The organism is Albidovulum sp. (genome assembly GCF_008933605.1).
Classification (GTDB): Bacteria; Pseudomonadota; Alphaproteobacteria; order Rhodobacterales; family Rhodobacteraceae; genus Albidovulum.
On record NZ_WBUS01000062.1, the window covers coordinates 1 to 18971 of the forward strand.

Genomic DNA, 18971 nt, shown 5'->3' on the forward strand with positions numbered 1-18971 from the left:
ATCCTGCGCGCCCACGTCGCGGGCGCCCCGGCTCAGGCGGTCCAGCGCAGCGCGCTGTCGAGCCGTCCGCCCGCGACGTGGGCGCGCAGGATGTTGAGCCGGATGAAGCGGCTTTCGCGCACCGCCTGTCCCGCGAAATCCATGCCGCGCACCAGATCGGCCAGTTCCCGCACCGCCCCGGCGAACTCCTTCTTCGGCTGGTGATCGGGCGCCAGCGCGGCAAATCGCGAGAAATCGACGCGGTAGCTGCGCTTGTCGGGGGCGGCATTGGTGTTGATCTCGACCGCGACACCGCCGAGCAGGCCGGCCACGTCCATGGCGAGCTGACCCACCTGCCAGGTCCACTCCTGGCTGCCGACGTTCACCTCGACGAGGTCCGCGCCCCCGCGGACCAGCGCCCATTCGATCGCACGGGCCATGTCCTCGACATGGATCAGCGGCCGCCAGGGCGAGCCGTCCGAGAGCACCTCGATCCTGCCGGTCCTGAGCGCCGTGGCGACGAAATCGTTCAGCACGAGGTCCAGCCGCAGCATCGGGCTCGCGCCGCAGGCCGTGGCGAAGCGCAGCGAGGTCACCATGAAGCCGTCGCCGGCGATGGCCCGCAGCCCTTCCTCGGTCGCCACCTTGGATCGCGCGTAGGCGGTCAGCGGGTTGAGCGTGTCGGTCTCCTTGCGGAAGCTGTCGGAGCCCGCGCCGTACATCGAGCAGGACGAGGCGAAGACGAAGCGCCTCACCCCGGCGGCCTTCGCTGCCTTCGCCGCCTTCAGGACCGCGGCCGAGTTGATGTCGGCGGTGGCGTCCTCGAATTCCTTGCCGATCGGGTCGTTCGACACCGCGGCGAGCGCCACCACCGCGTCGAAGCCCCTGAAATCGGCCTCGGTCAGGTCGCGCACGTCGGCCCGGCGCTGGCTGGTGAAGAGCGCGTCCGGGAAGGGTGCCGCCTCGGAACCCTGGAACCAGTTGGCGTCGATGCCGTGGACCTCGGCGCCCGGAAGGACGCGGGTCAGGTGGCGGGCGGCGACCGGGCCGACATAGCCGCGATGACCGACAAGCAGGATCTTCATGGTCAGGCACATCCTTCCGAAATTTCGCTCCCCGCGGAGCCGATGCATCCGCTGCGGGGCGGCCTCGGTGCGCGGCGGGGGCGGTCGTCTACCCCGGCCCGCATCTGTAGCGAAGGCGTGCGGCTTCTGCTACCCCGCAGCGGCGGGGGTGTGAACCTGCGGCGGGCACCGGCCCCGCCCCTATGGCCCAGCGGCGTCGCGCCCGGCCTCGACTGCAGCAAGGAGTGTCACCGATGAAATGCGTCCTTCTCGCCGGCGGTCTCGGCACGCGGCTCGCCGAGGAAACCGTCCGCATCCCGAAGCCGATGGTGGAGATCGGCGGCCGGCCGATCCTCTGGCACATCATGAAGATCTACGCCGCACACGGCATCAACGACTTCATTGTCTGCTGCGGCTACAAGGGCTACGTGATCAAGGAGTACTTCGCCAACTACTACCTCCATGGCGCGGACGTGACCTTCGACCTCAGGCAGGGCACGACCGAGGTCATCAACAACCAGGCCGAGCCCTGGCGCGTGACGCTGATCGACACGGGTCAGGAAAGCATGACTGGCGGGCGGCTCCGCCGCGTGATGCCCTACCTCAGGAACGAGGAGGCGTTCTGCATGACCTATGGCGACGGCGTGGGCGACATCGACGTGCAGCGCCTCGTCGCTTTCCACAAGGCGCACGGCAGGATGGCGACGGTCACCGCCGTGCCGCCGGCGGCGCGCTTCGGCCGGCTCGACATCGAGGCCCTGCGCGTGCGCGAGTTCTCCGAGAAGCCCGCGGGCGATGGCGGGCTCATCAACGGCGGCTATTTCGTCCTGTCGCCGAAGGTGGCGAAATATCTCGAGGACGATCAGACGATCTGGGAACGCGCGCCGCTGATGGGGCTTGCCCGCGACGGCGAGTTGATGGCCTACGAGCACAAGGGGTTCTGGCAGCCGATGGACACGATCCGCGAACGCCAGGAACTCGAGGCGCATTGGGCGACCGGCACGGCGCCCTGGAAGATCTGGTAGAACGCCGGGCCCGCAGACGACGATCAGGAGACCAGTGAGTGATGAGTTACCCAAGATGCCGGCATTGCGGCGCGGAAATGCCTATGACGCTTGTCGACCTCGGCCTTTCGGCCGTGGCGAACTCCTATGTGCCGATGGACAAGGCAGGCGAGCCCGAGCCGAAGTACCCCCTTCACGTCCGGGTCTGCGAAAGCTGCTGGCTGGTGCAGGTTGACGAGGACGTGCCACCGGCGAAGATATTCAACGAGACCTATGCCTATTTCTCCTCCTTCTCCGACAGCTGGCTCGCCCATGCGCGGGCCTATGCCGACAGGATGGCCGAAAGGCTGCACCTCGGGCCCGGAAGCCTCGTGATCGAGATCGCCTCGAACGACGGCTATCTCCTGAAGAACTTCGTGGCCAAAGGGATTCCCGTCCTCGGCGTCGAGCCCTCGGGCTCGGTCGCGGCGGCGGCCGAGAAGATCGGCGTGCCGACGCTTGTCGAGTTTTTCGGAGAGGCGGTGGCCAAGCGGCTTCATGACGAGGGCCGGCGGCCGGACCTGATCTGTTCGGCCAACGTGCTCGCGCATGTCCCCGACATCAACGACTTCGTCGCGGGGGTGGCGGCGCTCCTCACTGCGGACGCGGTCTATACCGTGGAGTTTCCGCACCTTCTGCGCCTCATCGAGGAGGTGCAGTTCGACACGATCTACCACGAGCACTATTCCTATCTCTCGCTTCTGGCGGTGGAGCGGATCTTCGCGGCGAATGGCCTGCGCGTCTTCGACGTGGAGGAGCTGCCGACCCACGGCGGCTCCTTGCGGGTCTTCGCCTGCCGGACGGGCGCCTCCCACACCGAAGGCCCCGGCCTCGCCAAGGTGCGCGCCGACGAGAAGGCGGCAAAGCTCGACCGGCCGGAAGGCTACGCGGGATTCTCCGAGAAGGTGGAGGCCGTGCGCGACGGGCTCATGAGCTTCCTGGAGAATGCCCGGGCGCAGGGCAAGCGCGTGGCGGCCTATGGCGCCGCGGCCAAGGGCAACACGCTCCTGAACTACTGCCGGATCGGGCCCGATCTCGTCGAATACTGCGTCGACCGCAACCCGGCCAAGCAGGACACGCTCCTGCCCGGCAGCCGGATCCCGGTCTTCGACGTGGAGGAACTGAGGAAGCGGCAGCCCGACTTCGTGCTGATCCTGCCCTGGAACCTCAAGGCCGAGGTGATCCGGCAGCTTGCCGACCTGCGTGCCGGGGGCACCCGCTTCGTGACCGCCGTGCCCTCGATCTCGGTCACCGCATGACAGCGCGCCGCGTCCTCCTCACCGGGGCCACGGGCCTCATCGGGCGCCAATGCGTCCGGCCGCTGGAGGAGGCGGGGTTCGCCGTGGTCGCGGCCTCGCGCGGGCGGGGGGACGACCTGCTCGCCGATCCCGAGGCGGTCGTGGCGCGGGCCGGGGCGGAATACCTCGTCCACCTCGCCTGGCACGACGGCGCGAAGGACCGCTGGTCCGCGCCGGCGAACCTCGACTGGGTGGGGGCGAGCCTGCGGCTCCTCCGTGCCTTCTCCGCCTGCGGTGGCCGGCGGGCCGTCATGGCGGGCTCCTGCGCGGAATACGACTGGACCGGGGCGGGGTACCTGACCGAGGACGCCCCCCTTCGCCCCGCCACGCTCTACGGCGCGGCCAAGGCCGCGACCGGCATCGCCGCCGTGGCCGGCGCGCCCGCGCTCGGCGTCTCGCTCGCCTGGGCGCGGGTGTTCTTCGCCTACGGTCCTGGCGAACCCGAGGGCAGGCTCTTCGGGGACATCCTGAAGGGCCTCGCGGCCGGACGCGAGGTTGCCTGCACCGACGGGCTCCAGCGGCGCGACTTCCTCCACACCGCGGATATCGGCCGGGCGCTCGTGTCGCTGCTCGTCTCGGGCGCGGAGGGGCCGGTCAACGTGGGCTCCGGCCGCGCGGTTCCGGTGCGCGAGATGATCTTGGCGCTCGCCCGCGCGATGGGGGGCGAGGGGCTGATCCGCCTCGGCGCACGGCCAAGGCCCGCCAACGACCCGGCGCTGATCGAGGCGGACGTGACGCGGCTTTCGCGCGAGACCGGCTTCCGCCCCGCCTTCGACATGGAAAGCGGCATCCGCGCGGTGCTGGCGGCGGAGGGGGTCGCGGCATGATCCTCGCGCTCCGCTCCCGCCCCGATCTCTGGCGCTTCGTGAAGTTCCTCTTCGTCGGGGTCCTCAACACCGCCTTCGGATTTGCCGTCTACGCCGTGCTGCTCAGGCTCGCGGGCCTGCCGTGGCAATGGGCGCTGGCGCTGTCCTACGTCCTCGGCATCCTCTGGAATTTCGGCACCCACGGCCGCATCGTCTTCGGCACGCGCGGGCTTTCGCGCCTGCCGGCCTATGTGGGCGCCTATGTCGCGCTCTTCTTCCTCAACCGCTGGGCGCTCGCCGCCGCAATCGCGGCGGGCCTCTCCGACCTCTGGGCGCAGGCGCTTCTGGTGCTGCCGATGGCGATGGTCGCCTTCGTTCTCGTCTCCGTCGTCCTCACCGGACGGCTTCCCTTCCGCGGGGCGCGCAGATAACGCCGGCCGGTCAGCCGCGCGGGTCGGTCGCGCGCCAGCCGGCGTCATAGCGGAGGATCTCGCGTCCCGGGAAGGCTGCCTTCAGCGCCGCCTCGTCGAGCTCGCCGCGGTCGATCAGGAAGATCGGCCGATCCGGAGCGAGCCACGGATCGTTCAGCATCAGTGCAGCACCCGCGTCGGTGCCCGCCTTGACGAGGACGATCGCGTTGCCGAACGCACCCTGCGCGAGCGTCGCGCGGTAGGTCGTGTGGAAATCGCCGTACTCATGGTACTTCACCACCCCGCGCCAGGGGGTGAAGATCAGAAGGCCGAAGAGGCAGGAAAGCGCGAGGATCGAATCGATGCCGATGTTGCTGTCGCCCTCCGTCCCCGGAAACCGCGCCCGCATCGCGTCGTAGCCCCGCGCGGAGAGGTAGAGGAGCGGAAAGGCGGCGAGGAACCAGTCGCGCGGCCCGACATAGTAGCTGTCGGCGAACCAGTAGAAGGCCGTCACCCCGACGATGGTCGCCGCGACCGCCAGCATCACCCAGTCGAAGGTGCGTTTCGCGCCCTGCCACAGGAAGAAGGCGTAGAGAAGCGCGAGCGACCCGATCGACCAGCCGAGAAGCTCGAACTGCAGGCTCGCCGTCATGTTGATGGTGTTGACCGCCGCCTCGGTCGGCCCGTGCCCCGGCCAGAGGTCGAGCCCGAAGCGTCCGCCCGGTTGCCCGATCTCCGGCCCGAAGCCGAAGGCGTTCGCGCCCGCGCCCCAGTGCCGGTCAAGGAGGTCGGTCAGCGCGAGCCTGAGCGCGTTCCCCGTCAGCGCGAGGTTGTGGAACAGGAGGAGCGCCCCCGTCACCACCCAGCCCGCGGCGAAGACCGCCGCCCGCGCCGGCGATCCGCGCGGGCCCGCGAAGACCCAGAAGGCGGTCAACGCGCCCATCACGAGACCGTCGAGCGGGCGCGTCAGGAAGATCCAGCCCACCGAGAGACCGGCCAGGAAGAGCTGCCGGCCGGCGCGGTCGATGCCCTCGGCGCGTTGCACCAGCCACCAGGCGAAGAGCAGCAGCGCCAGCGTCAGCGTGTGCGGCATGAGCGAGGCCGCCGCGGCGAGAAGCCAGGGCGACGAGGCCATCATCAGGGCGACGAGATCCGCCTGGTCGCGGCCGAGCCGCCGCCGGGCGATCGCATAGGCGAGGAGCACCGAGATCCCGGCGAGGACCGGGTTCAGGAGCCAGGGCACCCCGAGCGCCACGAAGGGGGCAAGCACGAGCGGCCAGCCCGGCAGCGTCGCGGCGAACCACCGCCCTGCGCTCAGGTCCTGAAGGCCGTAGGCGAGCCCCGGCCAGGCCGCCTCGGGGGGCGCGGGCACCCAGAGGGCGCCGGCGGCGAAGGTCCGCGCCTGGAAGAGGTGGGCGACCTCCTCCTCGACATGGGGAAGGTGCTGGAAGGCGACCGCGCCGAGCCCGAGGCTCACGACGAGGGTGAAGACCGCAGGGGCGACGGGTGTCAGCCGGTAGCGCCCGCTTACCGGGCTCGGCACCATGGCCATCGCGATCAGCACGACAAGGTGCAGCGCCGCCAGCGCACCGCCGGCGGCGAGATGCGCGACATAGGCCGTGCCGGCGCCCCGGCCGACGTAGTTGAGGATCGGCGAGGCGAAGAGCGTCGTCAGCGCGACGAAGATGGCGATGCGGCCCCAGCCGAGCCGCCGTCCGGCTACGGCGAGAAGTCGGCCGGTGCCCAGTCGCGCCAGCACCGTGAGCGCCGCGGCGACCTCGGCCAGGATCACGGCGACCGCGATCCAGTCGCGCGCGTCCTGCGGACGCAGGCGCAGGGTGGGGAAGAGGGGCGTCTCGGTCAGGTAGAGCTGGGCCGCCCCGCCGCCGAGGAAGAGCGCCGCCAGGAGCGCGAAGGTGCCGGCACCGCGGCGGAGCGATTGCCCCGCCACGAAGAGCGCGAGGCCGACGACCCCGAGCGCCCAGCGGTCGACCCGGGCGACCGCGTCGGGCAGGACCGGGACCGCGACGAGCAGCGCGCATCCCGCAGCGGCGAGCACGAGCCCCGGAAGGCCGGCGGGTCTGGTCGGGGATGGGGTCATGCCTTGTGGGCGGACAGGGGCGTCACGCGGCCCGTCGGGCGGCCCTGCGTGGGGATGTTGATCAGCTCCTTCTCGATCACCGTCGGTCCGCCGCGCACCTGGTTGTGGATGGCGGTGATGTATTCGCCGAGCATCCCGATGAAGAGAAGCTGCACGCCCGAAAGGAAGAAGAGCGCGACGATGATCGTCGTGGTGCCGCGCGGCGCGTCGCCGATGCCGAGGAACCAGGCGAAGACCGAGAACACCGAGAAGAGGATCGAGAAGATCGCGATGCCGAAGCCGACGAAGGTGCAGAACCGCATCGGCGCCTTGGTGAAGGCGAAGATCGCGTTCAGCGCCTGGTCGATCAGCATCATCAGGTTGTGCTTGGAAACCCCGCGCTTCCGTGCCTTCCAGGTATAGGGGATGATGACCTTCTTGAACCCGACCGAGGCGATGATGCCGCGGATATAGGGATAGTGATCGTTGTGGCTGAGGACCGCGTCGAGCACCTTGCGGTCGACCAGCTGGAACTCGCCCACGTCGGGCGAAAGCTCGAAGTCCGAAAGCCAGTTGACGATCCGGTAGAAGGCCTTGCGCGCCGAGCGCAGGACGAGGCCCTCCTCGCGCGTGGAGCGCGCCCCGGCGACGACGTCATAGCCCGATTCCCAGAGTTTCACGAATTCCGGAAGATGCTCCGGCGGGTCCTGAAGATCGACGGGCAGCATGCAGAGCGTCGCATCGCCGGTGGAGTGCCGGAGGCCGTTGAAGGTGGATCGGTAGACGCCGAAGTTGCGCGCGTTGACGACGACCTTCACGCCCGGGTCCTTCGCGGCGATCCCGCGCAGGATCTCCACGGTCCGGTCCTGCGAGGCGTTGTCGACGAAGATATGCTCGCGCGCGTAGCCGGGCAGGTCGCGCTCGAAGATCGCCTTCACCGTCTCGTAGCAGGTCTCGACGTTGTCTTCCTCGTTGTAGCAGGGCGAGACGACGGTGATCTTCTTCATGGTGCTCAAATCCAGTCCGCGCAAAATCGCACAGGTCCGACACAGCGCATCGCGCCGACGACTCGCCGTCGCAGCACCTTAACGCAACTCGGGGTGGCGCATAGCGGATTTCCGGGCGCGGGCGGGGTAGTGCCCGGCATAATATGGGAAATCCGGCGAAAACCCCTGGATTGTGGACGGACCGCGGACGCGCCGGGCCGGGGGCGCGGCCGGCCCCGCGTCGCAACGTCCGTCACGTCGGCTTCGCAAATCGGAAAGAATCCTGCGGAAAACGGCAATCGGGCGCCCCGACCGGATGTATAGTCTCGGTCAAAAGGGAGAACGCCGATGCCGCTAGCCATGAACCGCGAGGTCTTCATCACCTGTGCCGTGACCGGCTCGGGCGCCACGCAGGACCGCAGCCCGCACGTCCCGCGCTCGCCGGCCCAAATCGCCGATAGCGCCATCGCGGCGGCGAAGGCGGGGGCCGCCATCGTCCACTGCCATGTCCGCGACCCCGACACGGGCAAGCCCTCGCGCGACCCGAAGTATTACCGCGAAGTCACTGAGAGAATTCGCGATGCTGCCACGGACGTGGTCCTGAACCTGACTGCGGGCATGGGCGGCGACATCGTCTTCGGCCCGACCGAACACCCGCTGCCGCCCGTCGCCGGCACCGACATGGCCGGCGCCTCCGAACGCATGGTCCATGTCGCCGAGTGCCTGCCCGAGATCTGCACGCTCGACTGCGGCACGATGAACTTCGCCGAAGCCGACTACGTGATGACCAACACGCCGGGGATGCTGCGGGCCATGGGCTCGATGATGACCGGGCTCGGCGTGAAGCCCGAGATCGAGGCCTTCGACACCGGCCACCTCTGGTTCGCCAAGGAACTGGTGAAGGAGGGCGTGCTGGCGGGCCCGGCACTCGTCCAGCTCTGCATGGGCGTGCCCTGGGGCGCGCCGGACGACCTCAACACCTTCATGGCCATGGTCAACAACGTGCCCTCGGACTGGACCTTCTCGGCCTTCGCGCTGGGGCGCAACCAGATGGCCTATGCCGCCGCCGCCGTACTCGCGGGCGGCAATGTGCGCGTCGGGCTCGAGGACAATCTCTGGCTCGGCAAGGGGCAGCTCGCCACCAATGCCCAGCTCGTCGAGCGCGCGGTGACGGTCATCGAGACCATGGGCGCGCGGGTGATCGGGCCCGAGGAGGTGCGCAAGAAGCTCGGGCTGACCAAGCGGGCGCCGAAGGCGCGCTGAGCGTCGGGACGGAAGTCCGACGGAAAACCGACGCAAGACCGACGCAGGCAGGACGGAAGGGAGAGGGTGGAATGGCGCGCAAGGCAGCGATCATCGGGGGCGGGGTCATCGGCGGCGGCTGGGCCGCGCGGTTCCTCCTGAACGGCTGGGACGTGTCCGTCTTCGACCCCGACCCGGAGGCCGAGCGCAAGATCGGCGAGGTACTCTCCAACGCCCGCGCCGCGCTGCCCGCGCTCTCGGACGTGCCGATGCCGATCGAAGGCCGGCTCAGCCTCGCCACAAGTATCAAGGATGCCGTGGAAAGCGCTGATTACATTCAGGAATCCGTCTCCGAGCGGCTTGACCTCAAGCACCGCGTCTTCGCCGAGATCCAGAAGGCGAGCCACGGCGTGCCGATCGGCTCCTCCACCTCCGGCTTCAAGCCCTCCGAATTGCAGGAAGGGGCCGCCGAGCCCTCGGCGATCTTCGTCGCGCACCCCTTCAACCCGGTCTATCTCCTGCCCCTGGCCGAGATCGTCCCAAGCGCGAAGTCCGACGCGAAAGTGATTGAAACGGCGAAGGAAATCCTGCGGGAGATCGGGATGTTCCCGCTCCAAGTGAGGAAGGAGATCGACGCCCACATCGCCGACCGCTTCCTCGAGGCGGTCTGGCGCGAGGCGCTCTGGCTCGTCAAGGACGGCGTCGCCACCACCGAGGAGATCGACGAGGCGATCCGCATGGGCTTCGGCCTCCGCTGGGGCCAGATGGGGCTATTCGAAACCTACCGGGTGGCGGGCGGCGAGGCGGGGATGAAGCACTTCATGGCCCAGTTCGGCCCGGCGCTGAAATGGCCCTGGACGAAGCTCATGGACGTGCCCGAGTTCAACGACGAGCTGGTCGACCTGATCGCCGGCCAGTCCGACGCGCAGTCGGGGGCCTACACGATCCGGGAGCTTGAACGCATCCGCGACCGCAACCTGATCGGCTTCCTCCGGGCGCTGAAGGACCGCGACTGGGGTGCGGGCAAGGTGCTCCTCGACCACGACCGCCGCCGCCGCGCCGCCTTCCACGAGGCGGGCAAGACCGGCGAGGGAGGGCCGCTGGTCATGGCCAACATGCAGGTGCTGCCCGGCTGGATCGACTACAACGGCCACATGACCGAGAGCCGGTATCTTTACGCCGCATCAGAGACTTCCGACGCGTTCCTGAGGCTCGTCGGCGCCGACATGGACTATGTCGCGGGGGGTCACAGCTATTACACCGCCGAGAGCCATATCATGCATCTCGGCGAGGCGCGGCTCGGCGACCGGTTGACCGGCACCTTCCAGGTCCTCGCCTCGGACGAGAAGCGCATCCACGCCTTCATCCGCATCCTGCGCGGCGAGGAAGTTGTGGCGAGCCTCGAACAGATGTTCCTGCATGTCGACATGAAGGCGGGCCGGACCTGTCCGGCCGCGCCCGAGGTATTGGCGCGGCTCGCCCCCATCGCCGACGCCCACGCGGCCCTGCCGCGCCCCGAGGCGGTGGGGCGCTTCGTCGGGCAGCGCAGGGCATGAGCCGGCGGGTCGTCATCACGGCCGGCGCGGCGGGCATCGGCTGTGCCATGGCGGAGGCCTTCGCGGAGACCGGCGCCCGGGTCTGGGTGACGGATGTCGACGACGCGGCCCTCGCGTCGGTGCCGGAGGGAACCCGCGCCAGCCATGTGGATGCGTCCAATGAACATGCGATGGCAACGTTCCTCAACGAAGTGAAGGACGTATGGGGCGGACTTGATGTCCTCTGCGCCAATGCCGGGATCAAGGGGCCGACGGCTGCGCTGGAAGCCATGCCGCTTGACGGGTGGCGCGAGTGCCTCGCCGTCAACCTCGATGGCGCCTTTCTCGCGGCCAAGCATGCCGCGCCGATGATGAAGGCGCAGCGGTCCGGCGTGATTCTTTTCACCTCCTCCACCGCGGGTCTCTACGGCTTTCCCTACCGCGCACCCTATGCGGCCGCGAAATGGGCGGTCATCGGCCTGATGAAGACGGTGGCGATGGAACTCGGCCCCTTCGGCGTCCGCGCCAACGCCATCGCCCCGGGTTCCGTCACCGGCCCGCGCATCGACCGGGTATTCGAGGCGGAAGCGGCCGCCAAGGGCATGACCTACGAAGAGGTGCGCGACGGCTATGCCGCGGGCACCGCGCTCGGCCGCCTCGTCGACCCCGAGGACATCGCCAGTATGGCCGTCTTCCTTGCCTCGGACGCCGCCCGCATGGTCAGCGGCCAGGTGATCACGGTCGACGGCTTCACCATCAATCCCGATCCGAAGGTGTGAGACATGGATTTCGGACTGAGCGACGAGCAGAGGATGATCGTCGAGACGACGCGCGCCTTCGTCGAGACCGAGCTTTACCCCCACGAGGCGGAGGTGGAACGCAGCGGCCATCTGCGGATGGAACTGATAAAGGAGTTGCAGACCAAGGCGATAGAGGCCGGTCTTTACGCGGCCAACATGCCCGAGGAGGTCGGCGGCGCCGGCCTCGATACGCTGACCTGGCTCCTCTACGAGAAGGAACTCGGCAAGGCCAACTACGCGCTCCACTGGACCTGCGTCGCGCGGCCCTCGAACATCCTCCTCGCCGGGACGGAAGAACAGAAGCAACGCTATCTATACCCCTGCATCCGTGGCGAGAAATGGGACTGCCTCGCGATGACCGAGCCCGGCGCCGGGTCCGACCTGCGCGGCATGAAGGCCAGCGCCCGGCCCGACGGCGGCGACTGGATCCTGACCGGCACCAAGCACTTCATCTCCCACGCCGACATCGCCGACTTCGCCATCGTCTTCATGGCCACCGGCGAGGAGGCGACGCCGCGCGGTCCGAAGAAGCGCATCACCGCCTTCTTCGTCGACAAGGGCACGAAGGGCTTCTCCGTGCGCGAGGGCTACCGCAACGTCAGCCACCGCGGCTATACCAACGCGGTGCTGGAATTCGACGATTGCCGCCTGCCGGGCAGCCAGATCCTCGGCGAGGTCCACAAGGGGTTCGAGGTCGCCAACACCTGGCTTGGCGCGACGCGGTTGCAGGTCGCCTCCACCTGCCTCGGCCGGGCGGAACGGGCGCTTGGCCATGCCGTCGCCTATGCCGCCGAGCGCGAGCAGTTCGGCCAGAAGATCGGCAAGTTCCAGGGAATTTCCTTCAAGCTTGCGGACATGGCGATGGAACTCAAGGCCGCGGAGCTGCTGACGCGCGAGGCGGGCTGGAAGTTCGACCAGGGCACGGTGACCGAGGCCGACATGTCGATGGCCAAGCTGAAGGCGACGGAAGTGCTCGCCATGATCGCCGACGAGGCGATCCAGATCCACGGCGGCATGGGGCTGATGGATGAGCTGCCGCTCGAACGCATCTGGCGCGATGCGCGCGTCGAGCGCATCTGGGAGGGCACCTCCGAGATCCAGCGCCACATCATCAGCCGCGAGATGCTGCGGGCGTTCGGCGCTTGAGCCGGTCGCCGGGGGGGGGGGCCGTCTGCCCCCCCGGACCCCCCGAGGATATTTCAGAACGGATGAAGCAACGAAGTGTTAACCTTGATCCCTGACACTGGGCCCGCGGTACAGGCTGGGAAGCCGATGACCGCAACGGGTGAAGCCCCCCGGTCGCGGTCCGCCGCTTCCGGGGGTCTTCCTCCCCTCTTCACCCGTTTCGAAATATCCTCGGGGGTCCGGGGGCAGACGGCCCCCGGCGTTCTCGGCGCGCGGAGGGGCGGGGCATGAGCCGCGACCTCTCCCGCCTTCTGCGCCCGCGCTCCATCGCCGTCATGGGGTCGGTCTGGGCCGGGAACGTCATCGCCCAGTGCCGCAAGATGGGCTTCGCCGGGCCGGTCTGGCCGGTGCATCCGAAGAAGGCCGAGATCGGCGGGCTGAAGGCCTTTGCCGCGCTCGCCGACCTGCCCGCGGCGCCCGACGCGACCTTCGTTGGCGTCAACCGCCATGCGACCGTCGAGGTGGTGCGGGAACTGGCTGCGATGGGCGCTGGGGGCGCGATCTGCTTTGCCTCGGGCTGGACCGAGGCCGGCGAACCGGAGCTTCAGGCGCAGCTTGTTGCCGCGGCGGGCGCAATGCCAATCCTCGGGCCGAACTGTTATGGCGTCATCAACTATCTCGACGGCGCGCTTCTCTGGCCCGACCAGCATGGCGGGCGGCGGGTGGAGCGCGGCGTGGCGCTCCTCAGCCAGTCCTCCAACATCGTGATCAACCTCACGATGCAGGCGCGCGGCCTGCCCGTCGCCTATGTCGCCTGCCTTGGCAATGCCGCGCAGATCGGTCTCGCCGAGCTTGCCGGCGCGCTTCTGGCCGACGAGCGGGTCTCGGCGCTCGGCATGTATGTCGAGGGGGTCGACAATGCGCCCGCACTCGCCGCACTTGCCGAGGCGGCGCGGGCGGCGGGCAAGGGCATCGCCTGCGTCAAGTCGGGCAAGACCGAGGCCTCGCGCGATGCCGCGGCCTCGCATACCGCGGCGCTCGCGGGAGGGGGTGCGGCATCCTCGGCCTTCCTCCGGCAGGTCGGCATCTCCGAAGTGAATACGCTTGCGGAACTCCTTGAAACCCTGAAGATATTCCACGTTCATGGGCCGCAGGTCGGGGCCCGGCTCTGCTCGCTGTCCTGTTCGGGCGGCGAGGCCGGTCTGGTATCGGACCTCGCGGCCCCCTTCGGACTTTCGTTCCCGCCGCCCTCGGAGGCGCAGCGGCAGCGGCTCGGCGAGATCCTCGGGCCGATCGTGGCGATCGCCAACCCCCTGGACTACCACACCTTCATCTGGGGCGACGGGCCGCGCACCACGGATGTCTTCACGACGATGCTCCGGGGCTATGACGCCGGCATCTTCGTGATCGACCCGCCGCGACCCGACCGCTGCGACCCGTCCTCGTTCCAGCCCGCACTCGACGCCATCGTCGCGGCGCAGGAAGCGACGGGAAGGCCGGCCTTCCCGGTTGCCTCGCTGCCGGAGAACTTCGACGAGGATCGCGCCGTCGCGATGATCGCCGGTGGCGTCGCCCCGCTCATGGGGCTCGAGACGGCGCTCGGTGCACTGAAGGCGGCGCAGACCGCCCCCGGCGCGCCGGGCTGGCGGCCCTTGCCCGCGCTCCGGCCTCGCAAGACGCGGACGCTCGACGAGGCCGAGGGCAAGGCGCTGCTGCGGGCGGCGGGTGTGGCCGTCCCGCGCTCCGTCCATGCGCCGACGCTCGCCGCGTTGACGCCGCGTGCGGCGGACCTGCCCGCACCTTACGTCCTCAAGGGCCTCGGCTTTGCCCACAAGACCGAGGCGGGGGCTGTGAGGATCGGTATCGAGACGCTTGAGGGGCAAGAGGAAATTCCCGGTGCCACCGGCTATCTTCTGGAGGAGATGGTGACCGGGACGGTGGCGGAAGTGCTCGTCGGGCTCCGCCGCGACGCGGTTTATGGCGTCACCCTCACGCTCGGGCTCGGGGGCGTGACGGCGGAGGTCCTGGCCGATACGGTGACGCTGGTCTGGCCGGTAACGGAGGCTGAGGTTCTCGGGGCCCTGCGGCACCTCAGGCTCTGGCCGCTTCTCGACGGCTACCGGGGGCGGGCCAAGGCGGACATGCACGCGGTGGCGGAGATCGCCGCGCGACTCGGGGCTCTGATGGCGGCGCACCCGGGACTCGAAGAGATCGAGATCAACCCGATCCTCGTCCGCGAGCGCGGCGCGGTGGCGGTGGATGCACTGATACGGGAGGCGGAGTGATGGCAGACATGCAGATGCGGACGGAAGGTCCGATCCGGACACGCCACGAGGGTGGCATCCTCGAGGTGACGCTCGACCGGCCGAAGGCCAACGCGATCGACTTGGCAACCAGCCGGATCATGGGGCTCGTCTTTCGTGATTTCCGCGACGACGAATCCCTGCGCGTCGCCATCCTGCGCGCCGAGGGCGAGAAGTTCTTCTGCCCCGGCTGGGATCTCAAGGCCGCGGCCGCGGGCGATGCGGTCGACGGCGACTACGGGGTCGGCGGCTTCGGCGGGTTGCAGGAACTGCCGAACCTCAACAAGCCGGTGATCGCGGCCGTGAACGGCATCTGCTGCGGCGGAGGGCTCGAACTCGCGCTCTCCTGCGACCTGATCCTCGCGTCCGACAACGCCACCTTCGCGCTGCCGGAAATCCGCTCCGGCACCGTGGCCGACGCCGCCTCGATCAAGCTGCCGAAGCGCATTCCCTACCATGTCGCGATGGACCTCCTGCTCACCGGCCGCTGGTTCGACACCGGGGAGGCGCTGCGCTGGGGGCTCCTGAAGGAGGTGACGACGCCGGAGGAGCTGCTGCCCAAGGCCTGGGAGCTTGCGCGGCTTCTGGAAAGCGGCCCGCCGCTCGTCTATGCCGCGATCAAGGAAGTGGTGCGAGAGGCCGAGAACATGCGCTTCCAGGATGCGCTGAACCGCGTCAGCAAACGACTCTTCGCCACCGTCGATCGTCTCTATTCGTCCGAGGACCAGCTCGAGGGGGCGCGCGCCTTCGCGGAAAAGCGCGATCCGGTCTGGAAGGGGCGCTGAGGGGCTCCATGCCCTGCCGGCGGTCACTCTCCCCTCGGGAACCGCTTCGAGCCTTCGAGCACGTTCAGGTCCATGTGGTTGCGCATGTAGCGTTCGGAGGCGTCGCGCAGCGGCTGGAAGTCCCAGGGGAAGTAGCTGCCGTTCCTGAGCGCCTCATAGACCACCCAGCGCCGCGCCTGGCTGGCGCGGACCTCTGCGTCGAAGCGGCCAAGGTCCCAGCGCGCCTCGGACTTCGCCTTCAGCGTCGCAAGCGTCGCCGCATGGGCGGGATCGCCGGCGAGGTTGGTCAGTTCATTCGGGTCCGCCGCCAGATCGAAGAGTTGGTCGGGATCGAGCGCGCAGCGGTTGTACTTCCAGCGCCCGTCGCGGATCGAGACGAGCGGCGCGCAGGAGGCTTCGGCCGCATATTCCATGAGTACGGGGGCGGTGCGCTCTGCCCCTCGCGCCAGCGGCACGAGGCTCTCGCCGTCGCTCCAGGGCAGGACCTCGGCGAGCGAGACGCCGGCGAGGTCGCAGAGCGTGGGCGTCACGTCGAGGGTTGAGACCGGCGCGTCGATGCGTCCCGGCGGGAGGCCGGATGCCGCGATCATCAGCGGCACGCGGGAGGAGCCGTCGTAGAAGTTCATCTTGTACCACAGCCCGCGCTCGCCCAGCATGTCGCCGTGGTCGGAGACGAAGACCACGATCGCCTCCTGCCGCGTCGCGTCCAGCGTTTCCAGAATCTGCGAAATCTTTTCGTCGATGTAGGAAATGTTCGCAAAATAGCCGCGGCGCGCGCGGCGGAGGTGCTCCTCGGTGATGGTGTAGCTGCGCCAGTCGTTGGCGTCGAAGATGCGCCGCGAATGGGCGTCATGCGCCTCGTAGGGCATGGCCGGGACTTCGGGCAGAAGGTGCTCGCAGTCCTCGTAGAGATCCCAGAACTTCCGCCGCGCGACGTAAGGGTCGTGCGGATGTGTGAAGCTCACGGTCAGGCACCAGGGCCGGGTGTCGGCCCCGCGGGCGAGATCGTAGATCTTCTGCACGGCGTTGAACGCGACCTCGTCGTCGTATTCCATCTGGTTGGTGATCTCGGCCACGCCGGCGCCGGTCACCGAGCCCATGTTGTGATACCACCAGTCGATGCGTTCGCCGGGCTTGCGGTAGTCGGGCGTCCAGCCGAAGTCGGCGGGATAGATGTCGGTCGTCAGCCGGCTCTCGAAGCCGTGGAGCTGGTCGGGGCCGACGAAGTGCATCTTGCCCGAGAGGCAGGTCTGGTAGCCCGCGCGGCGCAGGTGGTGGGCGAAGGTCGGGATGTCCGAGGCAAACTCTGCCGCGTTGTCGTAGACGCCGGTGCGCGAGGGCAGCTGCCCGGTCATGAACGAGGCACGCCCCGGCGCGCAGAGGGGCGAGGCGGTATAGGCGTTGCGGTACCTGACCGAGCGTTCGGCGAGCGCCTTCAGTGCCGGCGCGTGCAGCCAGTCGGCCGGCCCGTCGGGAAAGAGCGTGCCGTTCAGTTGATCGACCATGAGGATGAGGATGTTCGGGCGGGTCATGGCCATTCCTTCCGGGTTCGTTTCGCTGCGACACTGGCGGCAGGCAGAGGTCCCGTCTTGCCGCCCTGCGACCTCGGCGTGACGCCACCGGCATGGACCCGCCCCGCGCGGGGTGCATGATGGAAGCGGTCAGGCGGAGGGTGGACATGGACGGCAGGCTTCTTCTCATCATCATCGACGGGGTGCCCTACGAGAACTGGCGGCGGCTTTTCGGCAATCTCGAGGGCTGGGTGGCAAGCGGAGAGGCGCGGGTCTGGAAGATGCGATCGGTGCTGCCCTCCACCTCCGCCTCCTGCTATGCCTCGATCCACACGGGGGTCACGCCACAGGTCCATGGCGTCACCGGCAACGACACGATCTTCCGCGTGGCCGAGCCCGACATCTTTTCCGCCGTGGCCGCCGCAGGCGGGTGCAGCGGCGCGGTCGCCCATTCCTTCTGGTCCTCGTTCTTCCAGCGCCACCCGTTCGATCCCGTCCGCGACGTCGAATACGACGAGGCCGCCGGTCCGATCCACCACGGGCGGTTCCACACGATGACGGGCTATGGCCACGACAACCAGATGACCCCCTGCGACGCCGACCTCTTCGCCACGCTCACGATGCTCTGCGAGCGGCACCGGATCGGCTACGGCATGCTGCATACCTGCACGCTCGACAGCATGGGCCACCGCTTCGGCCATGACGCGATCCAGATGGACAAGGCCTGCTTCCTCCTGGACGCGCAGCTCGCGCCCTTCATCGCGCGCTGGCGGGCCGCGGGCTACGAGGTGATCGTGACCGCCGATCATGGCCAGTCCGCGCGCGGCCACCACGGTGGCGCCGGGGAGGACCAGCGCGACTTCGCGCTCTACTATTTCGGCAGCGCCGCGGGGCCCGAGCCGGACAGGCTTCTCGACCAGTTGTCGCTGGCCCCGACGATCCTGACGCGCCTTGCCGTGCCGGTTCCGGCGTCGATGACGGCGCGGCCCTTCCTGACCTGAGCCGGCGCCGCCCCGCGGGCGCCCTCGGATTCAGCCGCGGTAATCCGCCGCCTCGGCGTCGAGCAGCGCGCGGATCTCGGCCAGGAACCTTCCGGCGAGGTCGGGGTAGGCCTCCCATTCCCGCGCGGTCTTCTCGGCGATCTCGTCGGATAGGACGCGGAGCGGCTGGCCGGTCTGGAGCGCGCGGATGTAGGTTTCGGCCGCGCGTTCGAAATAGTAGAGCCGGTTGAAGGTCTCGGCCACGGTCTCGCCGATCACCAGAACACCGTGGTTGCCCATGATCATGGTGCGCACCTTCGGGTTGCGCAGAAGCCCGGCACAGCGGGAGCCTTCCTCAGCGAAGGCCATGCCGCCATAGCTCGCATCGACGACATGGCGGCCGAAGAACATCGCGCTGTTCTGGTCGACCGGCGGCAGGCGGCTGTCCTGGAGGCAGGCGAGCACGGTGGCGTGGATCGAGTGCACATGCATGACGCAGCGGGCGTGCGGGCAGGCGCGGTGGATCGCGCCGTGCAGTCCCCAGGCCGTCGGATCGGGCGCGTCGGGCCTCTCGAGCGTCGCGGGGTCGTTGGCATCGAGAAGCAAGAGGTCGGTGGCCTTCATCCGCGCGAAATGGCGTCCGAAGGGGTTGATCAGGAACCGCGTGCCCTCGGGGTTCACCGCGAGGCTGAAATGGTTGGCGACGCCCTCGTGCATCCCCTCGCGCGCCGTCCAGCGGAAGGCGGCCGCAAGGTCGGCGCGCTCCTCCATGTGGTGGATGTTCGGCCGGCTTGCCTCGTTCATCGCGTCCCTCCCTGCTGTCCCGCCAGTCTGGCCGAAGCGGTGCGTGGCCTGCACGTCCTTGCGCGCCCCCGCGCGGTCCGGGAGCGACCTGAACGAGAATCAGCAGCCAACCGAAGGGTGCAGCACGGGGCGGTAGCCCGCGCGCAGCGCCGCGACGCTCGGGCACGGCGTCAGCACCTGCACCTCGCCGGAGGCGGGACGGGGCAGGGCGGCCCCATAG

Annotated in this window: 16 protein-coding genes; 11 read left to right on the forward strand and 5 right to left on the reverse strand. The window is 69.0% G+C overall.

Going from position 1 to position 18971, the window contains the following annotated elements; genetic code table 11:
• Positions 1-32: 32 nt before the first annotated feature.
• Positions 33-1064: an NAD-dependent epimerase/dehydratase family protein gene (locus tag F9K34_RS09995; RefSeq protein ID WP_291336818.1), complete on the reverse strand. Its 1032-nt coding sequence runs from the start codon at positions 1062-1064 to the stop codon at positions 33-35.
• Between the two features lie 233 nt (positions 1065-1297).
• Between F9K34_RS09995 and rfbF the strand changes: the two genes are divergently transcribed.
• The 4 genes from rfbF to F9K34_RS10015 are packed head-to-tail and all read left to right on the forward strand — an operon-like array spanning position 1298 to position 4621.
• Positions 1298-2068 (forward strand): glucose-1-phosphate cytidylyltransferase, encoded by a 771-nt coding sequence (gene rfbF, locus F9K34_RS10000; protein WP_291336819.1) that lies wholly within the window; start codon positions 1298-1300, stop codon positions 2066-2068.
• Positions 2069-2109: 41 nt separating this feature from the next.
• Complete coding sequence (locus tag F9K34_RS10005) at positions 2110-3345, forward strand: class I SAM-dependent methyltransferase (RefSeq protein WP_291336820.1); 1236 nt, start codon at positions 2110-2112, stop codon at positions 3343-3345.
• Positions 3342-4211, forward strand: coding sequence for an NAD-dependent epimerase/dehydratase family protein (locus F9K34_RS10010; protein WP_291336821.1), 870 nt, complete (start codon positions 3342-3344; stop codon positions 4209-4211). Before F9K34_RS10005 ends, F9K34_RS10010 begins: the two co-directional genes overlap by 4 nt.
• Positions 4208-4621: a GtrA family protein gene (locus F9K34_RS10015; protein WP_291336822.1), complete on the forward strand. Its 414-nt coding sequence runs from the start codon at positions 4208-4210 to the stop codon at positions 4619-4621. Before F9K34_RS10010 ends, F9K34_RS10015 begins: the two co-directional genes overlap by 4 nt.
• A 10-nt stretch (positions 4622-4631) precedes the next feature.
• Here the strand turns inward: F9K34_RS10015 and F9K34_RS10020 are convergent, their stop codons facing one another.
• Positions 4632-6701 carry a glycosyltransferase family 39 protein gene (locus F9K34_RS10020; protein ID WP_291336823.1) on the reverse strand — a complete coding sequence of 690 codons (2070 nt, stop codon included), beginning with the start codon at positions 6699-6701 and terminating at the stop codon, positions 4632-4634.
• Positions 6698-7687, reverse strand: coding sequence for a glycosyltransferase family 2 protein (locus F9K34_RS10025; RefSeq protein WP_291336824.1), 990 nt, complete (start codon positions 7685-7687; stop codon positions 6698-6700). The genes F9K34_RS10020 and F9K34_RS10025 overlap by 4 nt, the downstream gene beginning before the upstream one ends.
• 327 nt (positions 7688-8014) lie before the next feature.
• On the opposite strand from F9K34_RS10025, the gene F9K34_RS10030 reads away from it, so the two are divergent.
• The 6 genes from F9K34_RS10030 to F9K34_RS10055 all read left to right on the forward strand — a co-directional run bounded on the left by F9K34_RS10030 (position 8015) and on the right by F9K34_RS10055 (position 15456).
• On the forward strand, positions 8015-8929 hold the full coding sequence (locus F9K34_RS10030) for a 3-keto-5-aminohexanoate cleavage protein (protein ID WP_291336825.1): 915 nt from the start codon (positions 8015-8017) through the stop codon (positions 8927-8929).
• Between the two features lie 71 nt (positions 8930-9000).
• Positions 9001-10464, forward strand: coding sequence for a carnitine 3-dehydrogenase (locus tag F9K34_RS10035; protein ID WP_291336826.1), 1464 nt, complete (start codon positions 9001-9003; stop codon positions 10462-10464).
• Positions 10461-11222 carry an SDR family oxidoreductase gene (locus F9K34_RS10040; RefSeq protein ID WP_291336827.1) on the forward strand — a complete coding sequence of 254 codons (762 nt, stop codon included), beginning with the start codon at positions 10461-10463 and terminating at the stop codon, positions 11220-11222. Before F9K34_RS10035 ends, F9K34_RS10040 begins: the two co-directional genes overlap by 4 nt.
• A gap of 3 nt (positions 11223-11225) precedes the next feature.
• Entirely contained in the window at positions 11226-12389 is a 1164-nt protein-coding gene (locus F9K34_RS10045; RefSeq protein WP_291336828.1) for an acyl-CoA dehydrogenase family protein, read from the forward strand.
• A 266-nt stretch (positions 12390-12655) separates the two neighbouring features.
• Positions 12656-14653, forward strand: a complete 1998-nt coding sequence (locus F9K34_RS10050; protein ID WP_291336829.1) for an acetate--CoA ligase family protein — start codon at positions 12656-12658, stop codon at positions 14651-14653.
• Entirely contained in the window at positions 14653-15456 is an 804-nt protein-coding gene (locus F9K34_RS10055; protein ID WP_291336830.1) for a carnitinyl-CoA dehydratase, read from the forward strand. The genes F9K34_RS10050 and F9K34_RS10055 overlap by 1 nt, the downstream gene beginning before the upstream one ends.
• A gap of 23 nt (positions 15457-15479) precedes the next feature.
• On the opposite strand, the gene betC is transcribed toward F9K34_RS10055, so the two are convergent.
• Positions 15480-16988: a choline-sulfatase gene (gene betC / locus F9K34_RS10060; RefSeq protein WP_291336831.1), complete on the reverse strand. Its 1509-nt coding sequence runs from the start codon at positions 16986-16988 to the stop codon at positions 15480-15482.
• A gap of 146 nt (positions 16989-17134) precedes the next feature.
• Here betC and F9K34_RS10065 point away from each other — a divergent pair, with 146 nt between their 5' ends.
• Complete coding sequence (locus F9K34_RS10065) at positions 17135-17968, forward strand: alkaline phosphatase family protein (protein WP_291336832.1); 834 nt, start codon at positions 17135-17137, stop codon at positions 17966-17968.
• A gap of 30 nt (positions 17969-17998) precedes the next feature.
• On the opposite strand, the gene F9K34_RS10070 is transcribed toward F9K34_RS10065, so the two are convergent.
• Positions 17999-18751, reverse strand: a complete 753-nt coding sequence (locus tag F9K34_RS10070; RefSeq protein ID WP_291336833.1) for a class II aldolase and adducin N-terminal domain-containing protein — start codon at positions 18749-18751, stop codon at positions 17999-18001.
• Positions 18752-18971: the final 220 nt, after the last annotated feature.

Coding starts and splice junctions, on each gene's coding strand:
- betC (WP_291336831.1), bottom strand. CDS start 16,988: ATGACCCGCCCGAACATCCTCATCCTCATGGTCGATCAACTGAACGGC.
- F9K34_RS10040 (WP_291336827.1), top strand. CDS start 10,461: ATGAGCCGGCGGGTCGTCATCACGGCCGGCGCGGCGGGCATCGGCTGT.
- rfbF (WP_291336819.1), top strand. CDS start 1,298: ATGAAATGCGTCCTTCTCGCCGGCGGTCTCGGCACGCGGCTCGCCGAG.
- F9K34_RS10030 (WP_291336825.1), top strand. CDS start 8,015: ATGCCGCTAGCCATGAACCGCGAGGTCTTCATCACCTGTGCCGTGACC.
- F9K34_RS10050 (WP_291336829.1), top strand. CDS start 12,656: ATGAGCCGCGACCTCTCCCGCCTTCTGCGCCCGCGCTCCATCGCCGTC.
- F9K34_RS10065 (WP_291336832.1), top strand. CDS start 17,135: ATGGACGGCAGGCTTCTTCTCATCATCATCGACGGGGTGCCCTACGAG.
- F9K34_RS10015 (WP_291336822.1), top strand. CDS start 4,208: ATGATCCTCGCGCTCCGCTCCCGCCCCGATCTCTGGCGCTTCGTGAAG.
- F9K34_RS10025 (WP_291336824.1), bottom strand. CDS start 7,687: ATGAAGAAGATCACCGTCGTCTCGCCCTGCTACAACGAGGAAGACAAC.
- F9K34_RS10055 (WP_291336830.1), top strand. CDS start 14,653: ATGGCAGACATGCAGATGCGGACGGAAGGTCCGATCCGGACACGCCAC.
- F9K34_RS09995 (WP_291336818.1), bottom strand. CDS start 1,064: ATGAAGATCCTGCTTGTCGGTCATCGCGGCTATGTCGGCCCGGTCGCC.
- F9K34_RS10010 (WP_291336821.1), top strand. CDS start 3,342: ATGACAGCGCGCCGCGTCCTCCTCACCGGGGCCACGGGCCTCATCGGG.
- F9K34_RS10005 (WP_291336820.1), top strand. CDS start 2,110: ATGAGTTACCCAAGATGCCGGCATTGCGGCGCGGAAATGCCTATGACG.
- F9K34_RS10045 (WP_291336828.1), top strand. CDS start 11,226: ATGGATTTCGGACTGAGCGACGAGCAGAGGATGATCGTCGAGACGACG.
- F9K34_RS10070 (WP_291336833.1), bottom strand. CDS start 18,751: ATGAACGAGGCAAGCCGGCCGAACATCCACCACATGGAGGAGCGCGCC.
- F9K34_RS10035 (WP_291336826.1), top strand. CDS start 9,001: ATGGCGCGCAAGGCAGCGATCATCGGGGGCGGGGTCATCGGCGGCGGC.
- F9K34_RS10020 (WP_291336823.1), bottom strand. CDS start 6,701: ATGACCCCATCCCCGACCAGACCCGCCGGCCTTCCGGGGCTCGTGCTC.